The sequence below is a fragment of the Streptomyces sp. NBC_00572 genome, from assembly GCF_026341815.1.
GTDB lineage: Bacteria > Actinomycetota > Actinomycetes > Streptomycetales > Streptomycetaceae > Streptomyces.
Genome location: NZ_JAPENX010000001.1, coordinates 1,239,027 through 1,260,204 on the forward strand (window position 1 = coordinate 1,239,027; position 21,178 = coordinate 1,260,204).

The window sequence follows — 21,178 nt, forward strand, 5'->3', positions numbered from 1 at the left end:
CGCCCGACTCCGGGACCGCCCCCACGGAACCCCCGGTCCGTGACGGCGTGCCCCGCCCCTCGTTACGGGGCGCTCAGGCCCAGCGTGTACGCGCCGGAGCCGTCGTACGCGTGGACCAGGTACCGGTAGTAGCCCGCGGTGCCGTAGTAGCTGGTGTCCTCATCGGCCGTCTCGGTGCCGCCGACGGCCACGTCCACCCAGCCCGAACCGTTCCACTTCTGCAGGTACAGGTCGAAGTCGGTGCCGGCCGGGCCGCGCAGGCAGCCCACGTGGGTGCCGGAGGTCGCCGAGTAGTAGTACGAGCCGTCCGGCTGGACCCCGGCCTGGCCGGAGGTCAGGCTGCCCTGGTAGCTGTACTCGGTGTTGTCACAGCCGGTGGGCGGGGTCGTGGTGCCGACCGACAGCTGGTAGGTGACGGTGTGGGTGGCCGAGCCCGTACCGGTGACGGTGATCGGGTAGGTGCCGTTGGCCGTGCCCGCCGCGACCTGCACGGTCATCGTGGACGAGTTGCCGGAGGTCACCGACGCCGGGCTGAAGGAGACCGTGACACCGCTCGGGGCGCCGCTCGCGGAGAGCTGGACGGTCTGCGCGCTGCCGCCGGTGGTGCTGGTGTTCACCGTGGAGGTGACGGAGGCACCGGCCTGGACCGAGCCCGAGGACGGGTTCAGGGCGAGCGAGAAGTCCGGGGTGGTGGTGCCGCCGCAGTCGGTCTCACCGGACTGGGCGGGGACGCCGATCGCGTTCCAGGCCGCCTTCACCGCGTTGCACTCGACGCTGCCGTAGGTGTTCTTGGCGCTGGTCAGGGTCGCCTTGCGGGCGGCGAGGTGGTTCCAGGAGGAGGTCTTCATCAGCAGGGCGCCCATGAAGACCTTGCCGGCCTTCTGGATGCCGATGCCGGTCACGGAGGACGGACCACCGGAACATATGGGGCTGTTGGGCTTGCCACCGCCCGGGTTGGAGCCCTCGGCGAGCAGGTAGAACCAGTGGTTCTGCGGTCCGGCCGCCGCGTGCACCTCGGTGCCCGAGCTCAACTGGGGGTAGCAGTTGGGGTCGTTGCCGACGAGTGAGGGGTTGTACATGTTCCGGATCGGCTTGCCGTCGCCGAAGAAGTTGACCTTCTCGCCGACCGTGTAGTCCGGGGTGTCGTTCGGGTTGTTGGCGTAGTGCTCGGTGAGCGCCCCGAAGATGTCGCCGGTGGACTCGTTGAGCCCGCCGTTCTCGTTGGAGGAGCCCGAGCTGCCCGGGGTCCGGTCGAAGATCTCGTGGCCGTACTCGTGCGCCACGACGTCGATGCCGGTGAGCTGGTTCGAGCCGGTCTGGGCCCGCCCGTAGGTCGTCTTCGTGCCGTCGTAGTACGCGTTGACCTCGGAGAGTCCGGCGCGGGCCGGGACCATGCCGCCCTGACCGTTCTGGCCGTTGTAGCCGAACCACTCCTTGAGCATGGAGTGTTCCTTCTGCGCCGCGTACATGATGTCGACGCAGGCGGTCACCAGGTCGTTGGCGCCGTTGTTGCCCCAGGGCGAGGAGCCCGTGTACGCGCTGCCGTTCTGGCCGCCGCACTTGAAGCCGCCGCGGCTGGTGTCGGTCATGGAGCTCGCGGCGGTGTCGATGGTGACGTTGCCGTTGTGGTAGCCACGGCCGTCGGCGTGCAGGATCTTGTCGGTGGCCCGGGCCACCGATCCGGTGCGTGCGTCGACGTAGGTGTCGAGGGAGCTCGGAGCGTCCTGCGCGGTCCGGCCGATGACCAGGGTGTGCCAGGTCAGGACGGCCTTGCCGCCCTTGAGGAGCACGGTCAGCTCGGGGGCGCTCGCGCTCTCGACCGAGGCCAGCTGCTTGCGGGCGGTGGCGAGCGCCGAGGCGGCGGCCACCTTGGCCTTGGTGGAGATCCTGATGGCGGGCGCCGGGGCGCCGGTGACCTCACGGACCTTGCCGGAGCTGTCGGAGACCACGACGGCGTCGCCGCCGACGACCGGCAGGCCGCGGTAGGTGCGCTCGTAGGAGGCGTAGTACAGGCCGTTCGTCCAGGGGGTGACGGACGTCCGGACGAGGTCCTCGTCGGCGCCGTGCCGCAGCTCGTCGAGGCCGCTGGCCGCGGCGCCGTCGGCGGCGGCGAGCGCGAGGGACTTGCCGTGGCCCGGGGGTACGGGCTGTGCCTGCGGGGCCGCGGTGGCGGTACCGGCGAGGGCGGTCGCGAGGCTCGCCGAGAGCGCCAGGGCGGCCACGGCCGCCGTGATTCTGCTGGGGTGCAACGTCTGCTCCGATCGGGGTGGGATCGTCGTGGGGGAGACGGATCGTCGCGCCGAGTATGGGCGTGGACATGGCCAGTTCGGGACATCTCATCCGGCATAAGACGCGGGTTATGGTGCGGCCGCGCGGTGCTGCGTACGCTGCTGAAATGCAGCTGGAGTTGAGGCATCTCGAAGCCGTCTGCCGGATAGCGGAAGCGGGCAGTCTGGGGCGCGCGGCCGGGCGGCTCGGGGTCTCGCAACCGGCGCTCTCCGCGCAGCTCCGGCGCATCGAACGGGTCGCCGGCGGGGAGCTGTTCACCCGTGGCCGACGCGGTGTGGAGCCCACTCCGCTGGGCGAGTTCGTGCTCTCCAAGGCCCGGCTCGTGCTCGGCGAGATGGACGCCCTCTCCGCCGGGGCGCGGGCCGTCGCCCCCGGCTCCCCGCTGCGCCTCGGCTGCATCCTGCTCGTCCTGGTCGACGGGCTGCTCGGGCAGCTGGAGCGGGTGATGGCGGGTCAGGACATCTCGGTGACCGTGGAGCACTCGGCGACCACGCTGACCCGGCAACTCGGCGCGGGACGGTACGACGCCGTGCTGTACGGGGAGGTCAACGAGCACGAGGTGGCCCTGCCGGAGGGCACCACCGCCAGGACCCTGGTCCCCAAGGAGCCCTTCTGCGTGCGCCTTTCCGCCGCGCACCCGCTCGCCGGGAAGGAGCGGATCGCCCTGGCCGAGCTGGCCGGCGAGTCCTGGATGACGCTGGTGGAGGACGACGACGGCGGGCCCGAGGCGCTGGTCGCCGCCTGCGCGAAGGCCGGGTTCACGCCCTCGCTGCGGCATCGGGTGGCCGACCGGAAGATGCACTACGACCTGATCGCCTCGGGCCGGGCGATCTCCATGAGCCAGCCGACGGCCCCGTACGCGGAAGGCACGGTGCTCCGTCCCCTGGAGGGCGACCCGGTCCTGGGGCGGATCCGGCTCGCCTGGAACAGGGCGGCGGTCCCCGCCCGGCAGGCGGAGCTGCTGTACCGGGCGGCGGTCCACGCCTATCTGGCGAACATCGACAACAACGCCTTCTACCGGGCGTGGTGGGACGCGCGGCCGGAGCTGCACCCGGTCCTCGACGTCTGAACCGACGGCGACGACCGGGTGCCCCGCCGGGTCAGTCGTAGGAGAGGTCCCCGGCGGAGTAGCGGCAGGTGGTGCCGTCCGCTCCGGTGCCGATCTCCTTGGGCTCCTTGCCGGTGTTGTTGCCGGTGAAGCGGGTGCACGGCTTGATCTTCTTCTTGGTGTCGCCGTGGACCCGGACGTTCCGCAGGGTGGCGGTGTCGCCGTAGTTGGCGTTGACGCCGACGATCGACTTGCCCGGGGTGGTGACGTCGACGTCGTTGATCAGGATCGTGCGCGCGTACTGCTTCTTGCAGTTGCCGCAGGAGCGGACGAGCTTGCCGAAGTCGGAGACCTGGAACTTGGTCACGACCAGCTTGCCCGCGCCGTTGAACTGGAAGACCTTGTCGGACGCACTCTTCGCGCCGCCGCCGTAGACCGCGTACACGGAGGACGTCGAGGTGCCCTTGAAGGTGGCGGCGTCCTCGCCGACGTTCTCCCACCAGACGTTCTGCAGGGTGCAGCTGCCGAGACAGTGGACCCCGTCGGCGGCCGGGGAGCCGATGATCACGTTCTTGAGCGTCGCGCCGTCCTTGAGGACGAAGACCGGCTTCTGACTCTCGTCCTGGCCGTCCGAGCCGAGCTCACCGGTGCCGTAGAAACGCTGGAGCTTGCCGTCGTAGGTGCCGGAGACCTCGATCGACGCGGGGACCGGCTTACTGCCCTTCGCCTGGGGCCAGGCGGGCAGGGCGCTCGCGGCGCCCGCCGGGGCGAGCAGGGTCGTGGTCACGATCGCCGCCCCGGTGACTCCGAGGGCGCTCAGGCCGCCGATGATCGCCCGTCGACGGCCTGTCTTCCGCTTGTGTGACGCTGACGTCATGATGCTTCTTCCTTCAGTGGGGGAGGTGGTGCACCCCCTGGTCGCCACCGGAGGAAGGAAGGTTGCCGCGCGAGTGATCGTTTTCCCGGGAGTCCTCGTCCCGGTCGTCACCGCCGGTCTCGCCGCCCAGTTCGCGGGCCATCAGGGTCGCCCCGGCGACGGCTCCCGGCATCAGGAAGACGGCGACGAAGGGCACGATGAAGGCGAGGGTGAGCGGAACGCCGAAGCCGAGGACGGCCAAGCGGCGCCCGCGAAGCAGCTGGAGCCGCTCCTTGAGCTCGACGCCCCGGCGCTGGAACGCGACGGCCGTCAGCTCCTCGGCGAGGAAGAAGCCGGAGACGCAGAAGCCGATGACGGGGACGACGGTCTGGCCGATCACCGGGATGAAACCGCAGGCGAAGAGCAGGATGCCGTAGAACGCGACCCGCAGCAGGATCCGCAGGCTGTCACGGGCCGAGATCCACAGCTCGCGCCAGAGCGGAAGCCCGGATTCGGGCACCTCGCCGCCCTCGCTGCGGTCGACCTCCTCGGAGAGCGACTCGTAGAAGGGCTGGCCGACGAGCAGGGTCACGGCGGTGAAGGTGATGACCGCGAGGAACAGTCCGAGGGCGACGACCAGCGCGGTCAGGGTGCCGCGGAATATCTCGATCCAGGGAGACGTCCAGTCGTCGGCGAAGGGCGTCACCCAGGCGACCAGGTCGTCGGCGCCGTAGCCGAGACCGACGAGCGCGCCCGCGTAGAGCACGAGGGTCACGAGGCCGGGCAGCAGCCCGAAGCCGAACCACCGCCCGTGCTGTCCGACCCACTTCTGGCCCTGTACCAGGTACTTGAAACCCACCCCGAGATCGCGCATGGGGGTCACTTTATCGGTGGGGTCCCGGTCAGCCGCGGGGCGTCCCACCGGGCATACCGCCGGACGTACGGAAGGAGTCGAGCGCCGCGTCGAGATGGGCGCGGGCCTCGGCCGCCCGGCCCACCGGGGCCGACGCCCACACGTCGTACAGCGTCCCCGCCTGCTCCCAGCAGAGGTCGACGGTGCGCCGGGGGCCCTCGGCGGCGGTGAAGCCGTTCCAGGTGAACTCCCAGCGGGCGGCGGGCAGCCCCTTGTGCCGGGTCTCCCCCACCTCGCTGTCCCGGTATCCCGGGTTGTTGCGCGGGCCGCTCGCGTCGGCGGTGCGCATCGCCCCGATGGCCCCGTCGGCGGGGATCGCCCGGATCCTGATCCCGACCCAGACGGCCCCGTCGGCCGTCGTGTAGAAGACCCGCTCGCCGTCGGTCGAGCGGGTCGCCCCGGTCGGCACGGCCAGGGTGAAGCCGCGCTCGTCGGCGACCGCCGTGTACCCGGCGGGCAGGGGCCCGGCGGCGGGGGCGGTCGTACCCGTGGGGCCTGCGGGTCCGGCCTCCGGCGTCCGGCCGTCGCGGACGGCGAGCAGCACGGCGACCGTCACGGCGGCGACACAGGCGGCGACGACCGCCGCGACGACGGGCAGCGCGAGGGCACCCCGGCGGCCCGCGGCGGCCTCGCCCGGGGGCCGACCGGGGGCACCGGCCAGGTCCCCTACCGCCGGGGTGTCGAGGCGGGGGGTGTCGACCCGGGGAACGTCGGGCCGAGGGGTGTCGCCCTGGACAGCGTCAAGCCAGGGGGTGCCGACCCGGGGAGCGTCAAGCCGGGGGGTGTCGGCCCGGGGAGTGTCGGGCTCGGAGGCATCGGCGGTTTCGCCGTCCAGGCAGGCGGTGAGCAGCCGGCGGGCCTCCGCGGCGTCCAGGCGCCGGTCCGGGTCGCGCTCCAGGAGGCCGTGGACGACCGGCAGGAGGGGGCCGAGGCGCTCGGACGGCCTGATCTCCCCGTACACGACCGCGTGCAGCACGGCCCCGATCGAGTCCCGGCGGAACGGCGAGGTGCCCGTCGCCGCCGCGCACAGCAGTGCGCCGAGCGACCACAGGTCGGCGGCCGGTCCCGCCTCCTCGCCCCGCATGCGCTCCGGCGCGGTGTACTCGGGGGTGCCGACGAAGACTCCGGTGCCGCTGAGGGTGGTGGCCCCGGGGAGGCTGGCGATGCCGAAGTCGGTGAGGACCGCCCGGCCGGTGCCCTTCTCCAGGAGGACGTTGGCGGGCTTCACGTCCCGGTGCAGTACGTCATGTGCGTGGGCCGCGGACAGCGCGTCGAGCAGGGCGAGGCCGAGACGGGCGGTCTCCCGTACGGACAGGGCCCCGTCCGGCGCCGCGAGGCGGTCGGCGAGCGAGCCTCCGTCGACCAGTTCCATGACCAGGGCGGGGCGGCCGTGGTGCTCGACGACGTCGTGGACGACGATCACATGGGGGTGGCGGATGCGGGCGACGACCCGGGCCTCCCGGAGGGCGCCCGCCGGGTCCGCGTCCGTGTCGAAGGTGAGGGTCTTGACCGCGACCGGGCGGCCGAGGAGCTCGTCGGTGGCCCGCCGGACGACTCCGGTCCCGCCCTGGCCGAGCCGCTCGCCCAGACGGTAGCGACCGCCGATCAGCTCCTGGCCGGCCTGCCCCGACCCGTCGTACGCCACCATCGGCTCCCCCTGTCCCCCGGACACCGCCATGATGCCGCAAGCGGTGCCGTACACAGCGAGGACCGCACCCCCGGGAGGGGTGCGGTCCTCGTTCGGTGCTGTCGGTGCAGCGCGCCAGGACTCAGACGGCGAGCTCGACCGTGATGTTGCCACGGGTCGCCTTCGAGTACGGGCAGACCTGGTGGGCCTTCTCGATCAGGCTCTTGGCCGTCTCGACGTCCACGTTCGGGATGGTCGCCGAGATCTTGACGATGATGCCGAAGCCGTCGTCGTTCTTGCCGATGCCGACCTCGGCGGTGACCGTCGAGCCGGAGATGTCGGCGTTCTCGTTACGGGCGACGACGCCGAGCGCGCCCTGGAAGCAGGCGCTGTAGCCCGCCGCGAAGAGCTGCTCGGGGTTGGTGCCCGCGCCGGAGCCGCCCATGGCCTTGGGCGGGTTCACGACGACGTCGAGCTGGCCGTCGTCGGTGGCGACACGGCCGTCACGCCCGTTCTCGGCGGTGGCGACGGCGGTGTAGAGGACGTCGGAGTGCTGGATCGACATGCGAGGTACTTCCTTCATGGGTTCGCCGCGACTCGCGCCCACGATCGCGACGGCTGAGGGAAGACTAACGGGTCACCGAGACGATCATCTTTCCGGTGTTGTCGCCGCGGAGCAGTCCGAGGAAGGCGTCCACGCCGCTCTCGATGCCCTCGACGAAGGTCTCCCGGTGCTTGAGCTCGCCGGACGCGAGCCAGCCGCCGACCTCCTGGACGAACTGCTGCTGCAGCCCGTAGTGGTCGCCGACGAGGACTCCCTGGAGGCGCAGCCGCTTGCCGATGATCATCGCCATGTTGCGCGGGCCGGGCACCGGCTCGGTGTCGTTGTACTGGGCGATCATGCCGCAGATGGTGGCGCGGCCGTGCACGTTGAGCGAGGAGATCGCGGCTTCGAGGTGCTCGCCGCCGACGTTGTCGAAGTAGACGTCGATGCCGTCCGGGGCGGCCTCGCGGAGCTGGTCCTTGACCGGGCCGTTCTTGTAGTTGAAGGCGGCGTCGAAGCCGAGCTCCTCGACGAGGAACTTGACCTTCTCGTCGGAGCCGGCCGAGCCGATCACTCGGGAGGCGCCCTTGAGGCGCGCCATCTGGCCGACCTGGCTGCCGACGGCCCCGGCGGCGCCGGAGACGAAGACCGCGTCGCCCTCCTTGAAGGAGGCGACGTCGAAGAGGCCGGCGTAGGCGGTGAGGCCGGTCATGCCGAGGACGCCGAGGTAGGCGGAGAGGGGGGCGAGCGCCGGGTCGACCTTGGTGGCGTGCTGGGCCGGGACCTCGGCGTACTCTCGCCAGCCGAGGCCGTGCAGGACGTGGTCGCCGACGGCGAAGCCCTCGGCGTTGGAGGCGATGACCTCGCCGACCGCGCCGCCGTCCATGGGGTGGTCGAGCTTGAACGGCGGGATGTAGGACTTCACGTCATTCATGCGGCCACGCATGTAGGGGTCTACGGAGAAGTGCTGGTTGCGCACCAGGATGCGGCCCTCGGCCGGCTCGGTGACCGGGGTCTCGCGCAGGGCGAAGTCCGCGGCGGTGGGCCAGCCGTGCGGCCGGGCGACGAGGTGCCACTCACGGCTGGACGCGGGAAGAACGGACATGAGCACGGCCTCCAGGCAAAATCGGAAAACTCAGGAGAAGCTTCAGATCGCAAAAGTTTCACTGACTGAAACAACCATGCGCCTAGATATTTTATGTTGTCAAGTATCTGGGTAGGATGGAGGGCATGGCCACCTCACGCACGGACCCCCTGACCCTCGAAGTCGTCGAGCTGATCGGCACGGTCGTGGCGCGCTACTACGAGGAGTACGAGCAGGCGGCCGCGCAGCACGCGCTGACCGGCGCCCAGGCCCGCGTCCTCGGCCTGCTCTCCCTCGACCCGCTGCCGATGCGGCGCATCGCCCAGAAGCTGAAGTGCGAGCCGTCCAACATCACCGGGATCGTGGACCGCCTGGAGGCCCGCGGCCTGGTGGAACGCCACCCGGACCCGGCGGACCGCCGCGTCAAGCTGGCCGTCCCCACGGAAGCTGGCCGCACCACGGCCCGCGACCTCCGCGAGTCCCTGGACTTCGCGAGGGAGCCGCTGGGAGAGCTGACGGAGGCCGAGCGCACGCTGCTGCGGGACCTGCTGAAGAGGATGCTGGGCGTCTAGGGCCGGTCCGGCGGATCAAGGCCGAACCGGCCCTGAGGGCATACCGGCGGATCACGGTCGGCCAGGCCCTGGGGGCAGGTGGGTGGATCAGGCGGCCGGGACGGACTCCCGGTCGTCGGAGCCGTCGAAGGGTGGATAGGTCTCCGCGCCCGTGCGCGCCGCCGCGTCGATGTAGACGGCGAGAGCGTCGCGGGAGCGGGCGAGCCGCTCCATCTGGTCGTCGAGGCGCCGCATCCGCGACCGCATCGCGGCCAGCAGCTCCGGGCACCCCGCCAGCTCCGGGACCTCGCCTTTCGCACAGGGCAGCAGGTACGCGATGTCCTCGGAGGACAGGCCGGCACCGAGCAGGTGCCGGATCTGCCTCACCCGCAGCACAGCGCTCTCGTCGTACTCGCGGTACCCGTTGGTACCGCGCTCCGCCTCAAGGAGGCCCTGGGCCTCGTAGTACCGCAACTGATGCGTGTGGACGCCGGTCCGGCGGCTCAACTCCCCGATCCGCATGGCAACCTCGCTTGACCTTCACACCGGTATGAACGTTCACGATGCTGCCATGACCGACAGAACAGCCGCACCCGTGACAGTCATCGGACTCGGCCTGATGGGCCGGGCCCTCGCCGCCGCCTTCCTCAAGGCCGGACATCCCACCACCGTGTGGAACCGCACGAGTTCCAAGGCCACCGAACTGGTGGCCGGCGGCGCGCACCTGGCGCCGACCATCGGCGACGCGCTCGCCGCGAGCCCCCTGACGATCGTCTGCCTCACCGACTACCGGGCCGTGCGCGAGCTGCTCGACGCGAGCGACGTCGAACTCGACGGCACGACCCTGATCAACCTGACCTCGGGCGACTCGGCCCAGGCCAGGGAAGCCGCCCGCTGGGCCGAGCAGCGCGGCGCCCGCTACCTGGACGGCGCGATCATGGCCGTCCCCCCGGTGATCGGCACCGCCGAGGCGATGATCCTGCACAGCGGGGCGCAGACGGACTTCGAGGCGCACCGGCCCACCCTCGAAGCGCTCGGCACGGTCACCCACCTCGGCGAGGACCACGGTCTCGCGTCCCTGTACGACGTGGCGGGCCTGGCCATGATGTGGAGCGTCCTGAACGCCTGGCTCCAGGGCACGGCCATGCTGAGGACGGCCGGTGTCGACGCGGCGACCTACGCGCCGTTCGCACGGCAGATGGCCGCCGGAGTGGCCGAATGGCTGCCGGGGTACGCCGAGCAGATCGACAGCGGCTCGTTCCCGGCCGAGGTGGCGGCCCTGGAGACCGACGCGAGGGCGATGGCCCACCTCGTCGAGGAGAGCGAGGCACTCGGCGTCAACGCCGAACTCCCCAAGCTGTTCAAGGCGATGGCCGACCGCGCGATCGCCGCCGGCCACGGCGGGGAGCAGTACCCGGTACTGATCGAGGAGTTCACCAGGCCGGCCGCCGACTGAGGGCCGGCCCCCAGGCCCGCACCGGACACCACCCCCTAGGGGGTGTCTTGTCGATCAGGCCGGGCTCGCCAAGACACCCCCTAGACGCACCACCAGAGGAAGGGGGTGCACGGGCTCTCGGTCGGTGTCGGGGTCGGGGTGGCGCTGGGTGTGGGAGCGGTGGAGGAGGAAGGGGTGGGGCCGGTGGGGCTCGTCGTGGCGGACGGGGACGTGTCGGCCCTCGTGGCGGACGGGGACGCCGTGGGGGTGGAGGGCCGGGTCACCGGGTCGGTGGGCGTCGGGGGGTCCTGAGGGGTGCCGCCGTCGCCGTTGCCCGTACCGGGGCCCGTGCCCGGCCCCGTGCCGGAACCCGAACCGGACCCTGAACCCGACCCCGAGCCACTGTCCGAGCCGGAACCCGAGCCCGTGCCCTTGCTCGTGTCCGCGCTCACCTGGCGGGCGCGCGTCGGGGTCGCCGAGACCGGGGACGGGGCCCCGCCGTCCGGAAGGGCGGTGGTCTCGACGGGCTCCGGGGGCAGGGGGGACTCCGTGACCTCCTGCTCCTCCACCACCGTGGCGGCGCCCAGGGTCTCCGGATCCTCCATGGCGAGCCGCGCCAGGCTCAGCGAACCGGCCGCGATCACCAGGCCGAGGGTGCCGACCAGGACCGTACGGCCCCGGCGGCTCCGCCCTCGTCTGCCCTTGCGGGCGGCGACGCGGCCCCGGTCGGCGGACCGGCCCTGCGCGGCGACGCGGGCGGCACGGCGACCACCGGGAGCCGGACGGGACGGTTCGAGGACGTCAAGTTCGTAGACGTGCTCGGGCGCGGGCCCGGGCTCCGCCTCCTGCTCCGGCTCCGGCTCCGGCTCCGGCTCCGGCCCGTACTCGGACACTCGGCCGTACGCGGGCGCCTGGCCGTATCCGGTCGCCTGGCCGAACCCGGCCGTCTGCCCGTACTCGGCCGTCTGCCCGTACTCGGGCCCCAGTGCGGCGGGCGCGCCCGAGTGGACCGGCCGGGTCGGCTCGGCCGGCCGGGGTATGTGGGGGGTCTCGTACCGCAGTTCCTCGACGGGAGTCCCGCACCCGGCACAGGCGAGGGCCCCGTTGAGATGCCTCCGGCACGCGTGGCAGTAGTCCATGGGGCCCGCAGGCTATGCGGCCCGGTACGGCCACAGGTAGACACGGAAGTGAGGATCCTGTGTGGAAACCGCAGGTGGGCGGCGGTGCGTCGTGATTCTCCCGCTTCGGTACGTCCTGCCGGGCCCGCGCGGCCGGGCCCCGGGCGGCTCATCCCAGCGCGCGCCGGGCCCCATTCGGCCGGACGATGCCATCAGGACCGCGAAACGCGAACCGCCTCGCCCGTGCCAGCACCGCACTCCGGAGGATCCGCCGTGACCGTCAGCCTTGAGCAGCTGCGTCGTTGCCATGTCGCCGTCGACCTGGGTGCCGCCCGCACCCGGGTCTTCGTCAAGGGCGCCGGACTCGTCGTCGACGAGCCGAGCGTCGCCGCCGTCAACACCCGGACCGGAGCGCTGATCGCCGTCGGCGCGCTGGCCGAGAAGATGACCGGCCGTACCCCCGACTACATCCGGGTCGTCCGCCCCGTCTCGGGCGGCACGGTCGTCGACATCGAGATGGCGCAGCGCATGCTCCGTCATCTCCTCGGCGAGAAGCTGCGCCGTCAGCTCCGCCGCAAGCCCCGGCTGCGCGCCGCCGCCTGCACCCCGCACGACAGCGACCCGCTCGCCCAGCGCGCCGCCGTGGAGACCCTCGTCGGTCTCGGGGCCCGCCGCGTCGAGCTCGTCGACACGCTGATCGCGGCCGCCGTCGGCTGCGGCCTTCCGGTCGAACAGCCCACCGCCACCATGATCCTGGTGTGCGGGGCGGCGACCACGCAGGTCGCGGTGCTCTCGCTCGGCTCGATCGTCACGGCGGAGCGGATGCCGGTCGGCGGCGACGCCATCGACCACGCCGTCATCCAGCACCTGCGCCACCACCACGAGCTGATGCTGCCGAGCCAGTCGGTACGCCCGCTGCAACTGGCGCTCAGCGGCAACGGCCTGACGCCCCACGGCCCGGCCTGGACCGAGATCCACGGGCGTGACGTCGCCACGGGCCTGGCCCGTTCGGTGACCGTCGACACCGCCGCCGTACGGGAGGCGATCCACACCCCGCTGACGGCCGTCCTCGACGGCATCGGGAAGGTGCTGCGGGACTGCCCGCCGGACCTGGTGGCCGACCTCGCGGACCGCGGGATCATGATGGTCGGCGGCAGCGCCCTGCTGCCGGGGCTCGACCAGATGCTGCGCGAGGCGACCGGCATGCCGGTCCACATCGCCGAACGGCCGGACGTCTGCGCGGTCCTGGGCCTCGGCGCGATGTTGGAGGGCAAGGTCCAGCCGATGGTCCTCGACCCGCTGGCGGTGCGCGACCCGCTCGCCGACGAGGACTGAGTCACCGTCGGACACAATCCCGCGAAAACGAACGATTCGTACGACAATGAGACCATGACGATCATGGACGAGGACAGGGGCGAGGGCACGGACGAGGACGTACCCCGCCTGCCCATGCTGCTCGAAGCGGTCCTCAGCGTCGGGACGGACCTCGAACTCCGCTCCACCCTCCAGCACATCGTGGACTCCGCGACCGAACTGACCGGCGCCCGCTACGGCGCGCTCGGGGTCGTCGACCCCGAGCGCGGCCGCATCACCGAGCTCTTCACCTCCGGCCTGACGGACGAGGAGCGGCTGCGCGTCGGCCGTCTCCCCGACGGCCACACCGGCTTGCTCGGCGTCCTCGTCCAGGACCCGCAGCGGCTGCGGCTCGACGACCTGGCGGCCGATCCGCGCTCCTCCGGCGTGCCGGCGGGACACCCGGAGATGCACACCTTCCTCGGCGTCCCCATCCGGGTCCACACCGAGGTCTTCGGCAATCTGTACCTCGCCGAGAAGCGCCACGGCACCTTCACCGAGGAGGACCTCTCCCTGCTCCGGGTGCTCGCCTCGCAGGCCGGCATCGCCATCGGCAACGCCCGGCTGTACGAGACCGCCCGGCAGCGGGAACGCTGGATCGAGGGCGCGGCGGCCGTGACCACGGCACTGCTGACCGGCGCGTCCGCCGAGAACGCCCTGACGACCGTCGCCGAGCGGGCCCGCATCCTCGCGGGCGCCTCGGCGGGCGTGGTCCTCCAGCCCACCACGGAGGGCGGGATGGAGATCGTCGCCGCCTCGACCACGCACGACCCGGGCGATCTGGTCGGTACGACGATCGCGCCCGGCTCCCCCGTGCTCGTCCAGCTGCTCGGCGGGGAACCGGTGTTCATCGAGGACTCGGCGACGGACCCCCGGATGACCACCCCTGTCCGGTCCCGTTTCGGCCCGTCGATGATGCTGCCGCTGCAGAGCGGCGGGAAGCTCATCGGCACCCTCGCCCTCCCCCGGCGGCGCGGCGACGCCCCGTACACGGCGGTCGACCGGCTCCTCGCCTCGCAGTTCGCCTCGCAGGCGGCGCTCGCGCTGGTCCTCGCGGACGCGCGGCACGACCGGGAGCGGCTCGCGGTGTACGAGGACCGGGACCGGATCGCCCGCGATCTGCACGACCTGGTCGTGCAGCGCCTGTTCGCCACGGAGATGATGCTGGAGTCGACCCGGCGGCGGGCGGCCGGTTCCTCCGACGAGAACGCGCTGCTCGGGCGGGCGGTGGACGAACTGGACTCGACGATCCAGGAGGTGCGTACCACCATCTTCGCGCTCCAGCAGCCGCCGGCGGACGCGCCGACCTCCTTCCGGGGGAAGGTGCTGCGGGAGACGGGCGGGGCGGCGGTCCTGCTCGGTTTCCAGCCGTCCGTCCACTTCACCGGCGCCGTCGACACCCTGATCGACGAGGAGACGGCGGGGAAGGTCCTGGCCGCCCTGCGCGGGGCGCTCGCGGCGGCGCACCGGCGGTCGGGGGTCGGCGCGATCACGGTCGAGGTGTCGGTCGGAGACGAGGGGGCCCGGCTCCGGGTCACGGACGACAACACTCCGCCGACGACGGTGACCTGGCCGTAGGCGCCTTTACGGGGACACCCGTACGGGACGCTCGTGCGGACTTCGTACGGGACGCTCGACCGGACTTCGTACGGGACACTCGTCCGGAGCAGCCCGGCGCGCCGCCCACCCCGCCCCGATCTTGACTGGAGGCGTGGACACCGAGACCAAGCCCCCGACAGCGGCGGCCTACCGCAACCTGGTGACGGCCACCATCGGCTTCACGCTCACCTTCTGGGCGTGGGACCTGATCGCGCCCCTCGCCAGCTGGTACGGCGACCGGCTCGAACTCAGCTCCTTCGAGCAGTCGCTGCTCGTCGCGGTCCCCGTCCTCGTGGGGTCGCTCGGCCGCATCCCGGCCGGGGCACTGACCGACCGGTACGGCGCGAAACTGATGTTCCCGCTGGTCTCGGCGCTGACGATCATCCCCGTGCTGCTGCTCATCGTCGCCAAGGACAGCTACGGCCTGATGCTGGTCGTCGGCTTCCTCCTCGGCCTCGGCGGTACGACGTTCGCGATCGGCATCCCGCTGGTCAACTCCTGGTTCCCGCCCGAGAAACGCGGTCTCGCGCTCGGCGTGTTCGGCATGGGCATGGGCGGTGTGGCGCTGTCCGGCTACTTCACCCCGCGCATCGCCAAGCACGGCGAGAACCTGCCGTTCATCGTGGTGGCGATCGCGCTCGCCGCGTACGCGGTGCTCGCCACGTTCCTCATCACCGACCGGCCCGACCGCCCCGTGCCCACCGCCTCCCTGGCGACCCGGCTCGCCGCGGCGGGGCGGCTGCGGGTGACGTGGGAGCTGTCGGCGCTGTACGCGATCGGGTTCGGCGGCATCGTCGCGTTCGGCGTCTACCTGCCGACGTATCTGAAGACCTGGTACGAGCTCGACCCGACGGACGCGGGCACCAAGGCGGCCGGATTCGCCCTGGTGACCGTCGTCTTCCGGCCGATCGGCGGCTGGCTCTCGGACCGGATCCACCCGGCGCTCGTCACGGCCGCCGCGCTCGCCGTGGTCGCCCTGCTCGCGATCGTCCAGGCCTTCGACCCGCCGCTGAACCCCGGCGGCACGATCGCCCTGCTGATCATGGCGGCGGGTCTGGGCACGGCGAGCGGTTCGGTGTTCGCGCTGGTCTCGCAGGTGACCCCGCAGGCGAAGGTCGGCAGTGTGACGGGCATCGTCGGTGCGATGGGCGGGTTGGGCGGGTTCCTGCCGCCGCTGGTGATGGGCGCGATCTACAGCGCGAAGGGGTCGTACTCGATCGGCTTCATGCTGCTGTCGGATCTGGCGCTGGCGGGCTGTGTGTACGCGTGGGGCCGGATGCGCGGAATCCGCCCGGAGGGCGAGAACCCGACCCCCCAAAGGTCCCCACTCACAGCGACCCGCCCCTGACACTCCTCAGCCGGCCGCCGGCCACCACCGGTGTGGGCCACGCCCGCGCGGGCCGGCCCGCAGTGGGGGCGGCCGGGCGGGGCGGCAGAATGTGTGTCGGTAGCCATCGCCCTCGACGACACGAGGAGTACGACCGGTGAGTGCGCTCTTTCCGGCCCTTGCGGCCCCTTCCCCCCGGCCCGCCCTGCGCTGCGGCGCGTACGCCCTGACCTACGAGGAGCTGGCGCGGGCCGCCGGGGCCCTGGCGGCGCGGATCGGGGGCGGCGAGCGGGTCGCCGTCTGGGCCACGCCGACCGCGCAGACGGCCGTCGCCGTCGTCGGGGCCCTGCTCGCAGGCGTGCCGGCCGTACCGCTCAATCCGCGGACCGGGGAGCGCGAGCTGGCGCACATCCTGGACGACAGCAAGCCCACCGCGGTGCTCGCGGGTCCCGAGGACGTGCTGCCCGCCGGGCTCGCCGGGCTTCCCCGGATCGACGTGGACCTCACGGCGGCCGGCGCGCCGGTCACGGAGTCCGCCGACGCCGAGTCCCCCGCCCTGATCGTCTACACCTCCGGCACCACCGGACCCCCGAAGGGCGTCCTGCTCTCCCGGCGGGCGATCGCCGCCTCGCTCGACGCGCTCGCCGAGGCCTGGTCCTGGACGGCGGACGACGTCCTCGTGCACGCGCTGCCGCTGTTCCACGTGCACGGGCTGATCCTCGGCGTCCTGGGGCCGCTGCGCCGGGGCGGCGAGGTCCGGCACCTGGGCGCGTTCTCGGCGGCGGGCGTCGCGCGGGAGCTGGGCGGCGCGGGCGGCGGCACGATGCTGTTCGGCGTACCGACCATGTACCACCGGCTCGCGGACGCGCTCGCCGAGGACGCCGAGCTGGTCCGGGCGATGGCCGGGGCGCGGCTACTCGTCTCGGGTTCGGCGGCGCTGCCGGTCCACGACCACGAGCGGATCGCGGCGGCCACGGGCCGGACGGTCGTGGAGCGGTACGGGATGACCGAGACGCTCATGAACACCAGCGTCCTGCCGGGCGCCGGGCCGCGCCCCGGGACCGTCGGGGTGCCGCTCGCGGGCGTGGAGCTGCGGCTCGTCGACGAGGACGGCTCCGTGCTGAAGGAGCTCGACGGGGAGACGGTCGGCGAGGTGCAGGTGCGCGGCCCGAACCTCTTCTCCGGCTACCTCAACCGGCCCGACGCGACGGCCGCCGCCTTCGACGGCGACTGGTTCCGCACCGGCGACATGGCGGTCCGGGAGGCGGACGGCGCGGTGCGGCTCGTGGGCCGCAAGGCGACCGACCTGATCAAGAGCGGCGGCTACAAGATCGGGGCGGGCGAGATCGAGAACGCTCTCCTCGACCACCCCGGGGTCCGGGAGGCCGCCGTCACCGGCGAGCCCGACCCCGACCTGGGCGAGCGGATCGTGGCCTGGGTGGTGCCGGCGGACGCTTCGACGCCCCCGGCGGAGGCGGAGCTCGCCGACCATGTGGCGCGGCTGCTCGCCCCGCACAAGCGGCCCCGGGTGGTGCGCTACCTCGACGCGCTCCCCCGTAACGACATGGGCAAGATCCTCAAGAAGGCCTTGGGAGACGGCGATTGAGCAGACCGAGCCGGGCCCCCTCCCGCTACGAGCAGGAGGGGGCCCGGCCGTCCGCAGCGGACCGGTGGCTACTTCACGCCCACCGCACGGATCAGTTCCTGCGTGACCGAGCCGCCCCGGTCGTCGCTCGCCCCGGCCCGCAGCGAGACGGAGCCCGCGCCGGTCGGGACGCGCAGCTCGCCGTCCCAGGCGGCGCCGTGGCGCGCCTTCTTGAGGGTGACCTTCGTCCAGGTCTTGCCCTCGTCGTAGGAGACCTCCAGGGTGCCGGCGCCGATGGTGCCAGTGCCGGTGGCGCCCTTCACGTACTCGGCGGAGATCCCGACGGGCAGCTTGCTCCCGGCGCGGACGTCACCGTTGAGGTCGGTGTCCACGTCGAAGCCGAGGTTGAGCATCGGCAGGTAGGTGATCCGGTCGCCGGGGGTCTCGGCGGAGCGGAAGGTCCACTCGCTGTGGCCCTTTCCGGCGAGCCGCCAGCGCGCCGGGTCGAGCGCGGTGTCGGTGACGACCTTGTAGGTGGCCTCCTCCGCCGGGGCGTCCCAGGCGTAGGCGCCGGAGCTCATCTTGCGGTCGACGCGGGTCCCGTTGACGTACACCTCGGTGTACTGCGTCATCGAGTCGTCGTTCCACACGTTGCCGAAGCCGGTGTGGTCGGTGCCGGAGTCGCCCCAGCCGGGAGTGTTGAACCGAAGGTCGTTGCCGGTGCGCTGCTGGCCCCAGCCGAGGCCGGTGCCCAGCCAGGGGTGCCAGACGGGGCCGAACCAGTCGAGCTTCACGGTGCTGCCGCCGCGGTAGACGGACCGGCCACCGCGCTCTTCGAGGGAGTCGCCGAGGTCGACGGACTCGTGCCAGCGCTGGCCGGTGCCGGTGGAGACGTACTCGGTGCGCTCGGTCGGGAAGCCGATCCACTCCTTGAAGCCGAAGCCGATCGGGAAGGTGTCGGTGATCGAGTAGCGGAACTCGCCGCCCAGCTCCTTGCGCTTGGTCGGCGCGTAGAAGGTGGAGTGGATGGTGGCCAGTTCGTCCTCGTCGGGACGGAAGACCAGGTCCTTGCCGATGGCACCGGGGTGGCCCTCGGAGAGGTCGTACGTGAACGGGGTGAAGCGGGTGCCGGTCAGCTCGACGCGCTTGCCGCGGGCCGCGCCGGCGGCGAGGCGCTGTGCGTCGGCGGTGTTGACGGTGGCGACGGAGAGCGGCCGGTCCTGGTAGTCGGCGGTGCCGAACCACTTCATGAGGCGGCCGGGCTGGTCGTCGGTGACGAACAGGGCCTTGGCGCCCGCGTCCTGGGCGGTCTGGGCGAGCTGCGTCGGGTCGGCGCCCTCGGTGAGCCGCACGAGGACGGCCTTGCCGGCGGCGTTCTTGCCCGTGTACTCGGCGGGGGTGCCGGTGCCCGCGTCGACGAGCCCGAGACGGTGGCCGCCCTCCAGGAGGGTGGCGCCGGCCTGCGGGGTGGCGCCGGCGAGGCGGGTGCCGTCGACGGTCGCCTCCAGCGTCGGCTTGCCGAGGCGCCAGACGGTCCGGTACTCGAAGGTGCCGGTGGCGGGCTTGCGGGTGGGCGCCGCGAAGACCGAGTCGTACCGCGGCGGGACCTGGACGGCTCCGCCGTAGGAGGCGCCGTTGGCGTCGCGGTCGAACTCCATCAGGAGCTGCCGGGTCTCGGTGCGCTTCTCGACCTCGGCGCGGATCTCGCGGAGCTGCCGCCCGTCGAGGGTGATCTCGCGGTCACGGTCGAGGGTGATCTCCGGCTCGGTGAGGAAGCCGAGGCCGAGGGAGTCCTCGCCGTGGGAGCCGCGCACGTCGAGGAAGGTGTCGACGGTGTACGTGCCGGGCTTGAGGCGCAGTTCGAGGGTGCCGGACTCGCCGACCGTGGCCGGGAAGGGGTCCACGCCCTGGGTCAGCTGCTGCACGCCGAGGTAGGCGGGGGTCGCGGCGCCGTCACGGTCCTTGACGTGGACGGTGAGGGTGTAGCGCTCCTCCTCCTTCACCAGGCCGAGCGCGGTGTGCGCGACGGCGGTGCCGGCGGCGCTGGCGGTGACCCGGCCGGAGGACTGGCCGACGGGGGCCTTGGCGCCGTCACCGGTGATCGTGGTGCTCGCGGTCCCGTGGGCGGGGACGGTGAGGGTGGTGTCGGCGAGGGTGGCGACACCGGCCGGCATCCCCTCGACGGCCAGGTTCAACTCGACCGCGCTGTCGGAGGAGTTGGCGTACGTGACGGTCTTCGTGACCGGCTTGTTCGTCTCGTACGGCCAGGCGACGAAGCCGAGGTCGGCGGAGCCGGTCGCGGTGATGTTCGCGGCGATCGCGGCGGCCACGTCGACCCGGCCGGAGCCGAGCGCGTACGAGGAGGCGTCGAGGGTCTTCGACGAGGACATCAGCGCGTCCTTGAGCTGGGCGCCGGTCCAGTCGGGGTGCCGCTCGGCGAGCAGGGCGGCGACACCGGCGACGTGCGGGGTCGCCATCGACGTACCGCTCATCGAGGTGTAGAGGCCGCTGCCGGAGACGAGCTGGGAGCGGGCGGCGAGGATGTTCACACCGGGTGCCGACAGGTCGGGCTTGAGGGCCTGGTCGCCGTAGCGGGGGCCCTGGCTCGTGAAGTAGGCGGCCTCGTCGGCGGAGTCGACGGCGCCGATGGTGAGCGCGGAGTCGGCGGCGCCGGGCGAGCCGATGGAACCGGGGTAGCCGGAGTTTCCGGCGGCGATGACGAAGAGGGCGCCGGTCTCGGCGGAGAGCGTGTTGACGGCCTGGGCCATCGGGTCGGTGCCGTCGCTGGGTTCGCTGGAGCCGAGGCTCATCGAGACGATCTTCGCGTCGATGTCCTTGGCGGCCCACTCCATGCCGGCGATGATCTCCGACTCGGAGCCGGAGCCCGCGTCGCTGAGGACCTTGCCGACGGCGAGGGTGGCGCCGGGGGCGACGCCCTTCTCCTTGCCGTCGGAGCCGGCGCCGCTGCCGCCGACGGTGGAGGAGACGTGCGTGCCGTGGCCGTTGCGGTCGGCGACCTCCTGGCCCGCGATGAAGGACTTGGACTCGGTGATCCGGCCCGCGAGGTCGGGGTGGGCGAGGTCGGCGCCGGTGTCGAGGACGGCAACCTTCACGCCCTTGCCGGTGAGCCCGGCCTCCCAGGCCTTCGGGGTGCCGATCTGGGCGTTGGAGTCGGCCATGGCGGCCTTGACGCGGCCGTCGAGCCAGACCTTGGCGGGGGCGGCGGACCGCGCGTTCGGAGCGGCGGTGAAGCCCTGCCAGAAGGCGGCGGGGTCGGTGGCGGTGACGGCGGCGCCGCCGACACTGGGCAGCGGGCGGACGGTCTCGGCACCGCGCGGGGTCGCCGCGGCGGTACGGGCGCCCTTGCCGCCGTACGTGACGATCAGCGGCAGGTCGCCGGTGATGCCCTGCTCGACGAGGCCGGTGACGTCGAAGAGGCGCGGGTCGAGCGCGCCGGAGGCCAGGTAGGGGCGGGCCTCGTCGGGAATGACCGTGATCCGGCCGTTGGAGGTCTGGCTGCGTATCGCGCCGGTGGCGCCCTTGGCCCGGTCGACGGTGACGGTCTGCTGACCGCCGCCGAGGTCGGTGAGGGTGACGCGGTCGCCGGTGACGAGGGTGACGGTGGTGCTCGCCGCCGCCCCCTTGAAGGTGTCCGGTACGGCGGAGGCGGTGGTCCCGGCGGCGGCGGTCTGCCCGGCCGAGAGCATCACGAGGGAGATGCCCGCGGCGATCAGCGCGGCCCTCCCTCTGTCGAAGGGTGCGTTCCTCGACGTCATCGTTCGAACTCCTCGCGGACCCGGGGTCGGGGGTGTTTCCGGGTGCCGCGAGGAGTCTTGGCCCTGGGAGGGG

The 21,178-nt window shown here is 72.5% G+C and carries 16 protein-coding genes; 7 read left to right on the forward strand and 9 right to left on the reverse strand.

What is annotated here, in order from left to right:
* Nucleotides 1-62: 62 nt before the first annotated feature.
* Nucleotides 63-2,249 (reverse strand): M4 family metallopeptidase, encoded by a 2,187-nt coding sequence (locus tag OG514_RS05750; RefSeq protein ID WP_266891534.1) that lies wholly within the window; start codon nt 2,247-2,249, stop codon nt 63-65.
* 146 nt (nt 2,250-2,395) lie between these two features.
* On the opposite strand from OG514_RS05750, the gene OG514_RS05755 reads away from it, so the two are divergent.
* Nucleotides 2,396-3,358, forward strand: coding sequence for a LysR family transcriptional regulator (locus tag OG514_RS05755; RefSeq protein WP_266891536.1), 963 nt, complete (start codon nt 2,396-2,398; stop codon nt 3,356-3,358).
* 31 nt (nt 3,359-3,389) lie between these two features.
* Here OG514_RS05755 and OG514_RS05760 read toward each other — a convergent pair whose 3' ends face one another.
* The 5 genes from OG514_RS05760 to OG514_RS05780 all read right to left on the reverse strand — a co-directional run bounded on the left by OG514_RS05760 (nt 3,390) and on the right by OG514_RS05780 (nt 8,382).
* Entirely contained in the window at nt 3,390-4,214 is an 825-nt protein-coding gene (locus OG514_RS05760) for a pectate lyase (protein ID WP_266891538.1), read from the reverse strand.
* A gap of 13 nt (nt 4,215-4,227) precedes the next feature.
* On the reverse strand, nt 4,228-5,067 hold the full coding sequence (locus OG514_RS05765; RefSeq protein WP_266891539.1) for an EI24 domain-containing protein: 840 nt from the start codon (nt 5,065-5,067) through the stop codon (nt 4,228-4,230).
* Nucleotides 5,068-5,095: 28 nt separating this feature from the next.
* Nucleotides 5,096-6,754 carry a serine/threonine protein kinase gene (locus OG514_RS05770; protein WP_266900761.1) on the reverse strand — a complete coding sequence of 553 codons (1,659 nt, stop codon included), beginning with the start codon at nt 6,752-6,754 and terminating at the stop codon, nt 5,096-5,098.
* 121 nt (nt 6,755-6,875) lie between these two features.
* Nucleotides 6,876-7,298, reverse strand: coding sequence for an organic hydroperoxide resistance protein (locus OG514_RS05775; protein WP_266891541.1), 423 nt, complete (start codon nt 7,296-7,298; stop codon nt 6,876-6,878).
* Between the two features lie 64 nt (nt 7,299-7,362).
* Nucleotides 7,363-8,382, reverse strand: a complete 1,020-nt coding sequence (locus OG514_RS05780) for an NADP-dependent oxidoreductase (protein ID WP_266891543.1) — start codon at nt 8,380-8,382, stop codon at nt 7,363-7,365.
* A gap of 125 nt (nt 8,383-8,507) precedes the next feature.
* Here OG514_RS05780 and OG514_RS05785 point away from each other — a divergent pair, with 125 nt between their 5' ends.
* On the forward strand, nt 8,508-8,933 hold the full coding sequence (locus tag OG514_RS05785; RefSeq protein ID WP_266891545.1) for a MarR family winged helix-turn-helix transcriptional regulator: 426 nt from the start codon (nt 8,508-8,510) through the stop codon (nt 8,931-8,933).
* A gap of 87 nt (nt 8,934-9,020) precedes the next feature.
* Here OG514_RS05785 and OG514_RS05790 read toward each other — a convergent pair whose 3' ends face one another.
* Complete coding sequence (locus tag OG514_RS05790) at nt 9,021-9,434, reverse strand: MerR family transcriptional regulator (RefSeq protein WP_266891547.1); 414 nt, start codon at nt 9,432-9,434, stop codon at nt 9,021-9,023.
* Nucleotides 9,435-9,483: 49 nt separating this feature from the next.
* Between OG514_RS05790 and OG514_RS05795 the strand changes: the two genes are divergently transcribed.
* Nucleotides 9,484-10,368 (forward strand): NAD(P)-dependent oxidoreductase, encoded by an 885-nt coding sequence (locus tag OG514_RS05795; protein WP_266891548.1) that lies wholly within the window; start codon nt 9,484-9,486, stop codon nt 10,366-10,368.
* Nucleotides 10,369-10,448: 80 nt separating this feature from the next.
* Here OG514_RS05795 and OG514_RS05800 read toward each other — a convergent pair whose 3' ends face one another.
* Complete coding sequence (locus OG514_RS05800) at nt 10,449-11,486, reverse strand: hypothetical protein (protein ID WP_266891550.1); 1,038 nt, start codon at nt 11,484-11,486, stop codon at nt 10,449-10,451.
* A 252-nt stretch (nt 11,487-11,738) separates the two neighbouring features.
* Here OG514_RS05800 and OG514_RS05805 point away from each other — a divergent pair, with 252 nt between their 5' ends.
* From OG514_RS05805 to OG514_RS05820, 4 genes are all read left to right on the forward strand, one after another.
* Nucleotides 11,739-12,800 (forward strand): rod shape-determining protein, encoded by a 1,062-nt coding sequence (locus OG514_RS05805; RefSeq protein ID WP_266891552.1) that lies wholly within the window; start codon nt 11,739-11,741, stop codon nt 12,798-12,800.
* Nucleotides 12,801-12,854: 54 nt separating this feature from the next.
* Nucleotides 12,855-14,396, forward strand: a complete 1,542-nt coding sequence (locus OG514_RS05810) for a GAF domain-containing protein (RefSeq protein ID WP_266891554.1) — start codon at nt 12,855-12,857, stop codon at nt 14,394-14,396.
* Nucleotides 14,397-14,529: 133 nt separating this feature from the next.
* Nucleotides 14,530-15,765, forward strand: coding sequence for a nitrate/nitrite transporter (locus OG514_RS05815; protein ID WP_266891556.1), 1,236 nt, complete (start codon nt 14,530-14,532; stop codon nt 15,763-15,765).
* Nucleotides 15,766-15,901: 136 nt separating this feature from the next.
* Nucleotides 15,902-17,350, forward strand: a complete 1,449-nt coding sequence (locus OG514_RS05820) for an acyl-CoA synthetase (RefSeq protein WP_266891558.1) — start codon at nt 15,902-15,904, stop codon at nt 17,348-17,350.
* A gap of 68 nt (nt 17,351-17,418) precedes the next feature.
* Here the strand turns inward: OG514_RS05820 and OG514_RS05825 are convergent, their stop codons facing one another.
* Entirely contained in the window at nt 17,419-21,105 is a 3,687-nt protein-coding gene (locus tag OG514_RS05825; RefSeq protein WP_266891559.1) for a S8 family serine peptidase, read from the reverse strand.
* Nucleotides 21,106-21,178 lie beyond the last annotated feature (73 nt).

What these genes read in the sequence shown, in the direction of transcription:
- OG514_RS05755 (WP_266891536.1), top strand. Translation starts at nt 2,396, where the DNA reads ATGCAGCTGGAGTTGAGGCATCTCGAAGCCGTCTGCCGGATAGCGGAA.
- OG514_RS05760 (WP_266891538.1), bottom strand. Translation starts at nt 4,214, where the DNA reads ATGACGTCAGCGTCACACAAGCGGAAGACAGGCCGTCGACGGGCGATC.
- OG514_RS05765 (WP_266891539.1), bottom strand. Translation starts at nt 5,067, where the DNA reads ATGCGCGATCTCGGGGTGGGTTTCAAGTACCTGGTACAGGGCCAGAAG.
- OG514_RS05770 (WP_266900761.1), bottom strand. Translation starts at nt 6,754, where the DNA reads ATGGTGGCGTACGACGGGTCGGGGCAGGCCGGCCAGGAGCTGATCGGC.
- OG514_RS05775 (WP_266891541.1), bottom strand. Translation starts at nt 7,298, where the DNA reads ATGTCGATCCAGCACTCCGACGTCCTCTACACCGCCGTCGCCACCGCC.
- OG514_RS05780 (WP_266891543.1), bottom strand. Translation starts at nt 8,382, where the DNA reads ATGTCCGTTCTTCCCGCGTCCAGCCGTGAGTGGCACCTCGTCGCCCGG.
- OG514_RS05785 (WP_266891545.1), top strand. Translation starts at nt 8,508, where the DNA reads ATGGCCACCTCACGCACGGACCCCCTGACCCTCGAAGTCGTCGAGCTG.
- OG514_RS05790 (WP_266891547.1), bottom strand. Translation starts at nt 9,434, where the DNA reads ATGCGGATCGGGGAGTTGAGCCGCCGGACCGGCGTCCACACGCATCAG.
- OG514_RS05795 (WP_266891548.1), top strand. Translation starts at nt 9,484, where the DNA reads ATGACCGACAGAACAGCCGCACCCGTGACAGTCATCGGACTCGGCCTG.
- OG514_RS05800 (WP_266891550.1), bottom strand. Translation starts at nt 11,486, where the DNA reads ATGGACTACTGCCACGCGTGCCGGAGGCATCTCAACGGGGCCCTCGCC.
- OG514_RS05810 (WP_266891554.1), top strand. Translation starts at nt 12,855, where the DNA reads ATGACGATCATGGACGAGGACAGGGGCGAGGGCACGGACGAGGACGTA.
- OG514_RS05825 (WP_266891559.1), bottom strand. Translation starts at nt 21,105, where the DNA reads ATGACGTCGAGGAACGCACCCTTCGACAGAGGGAGGGCCGCGCTGATC.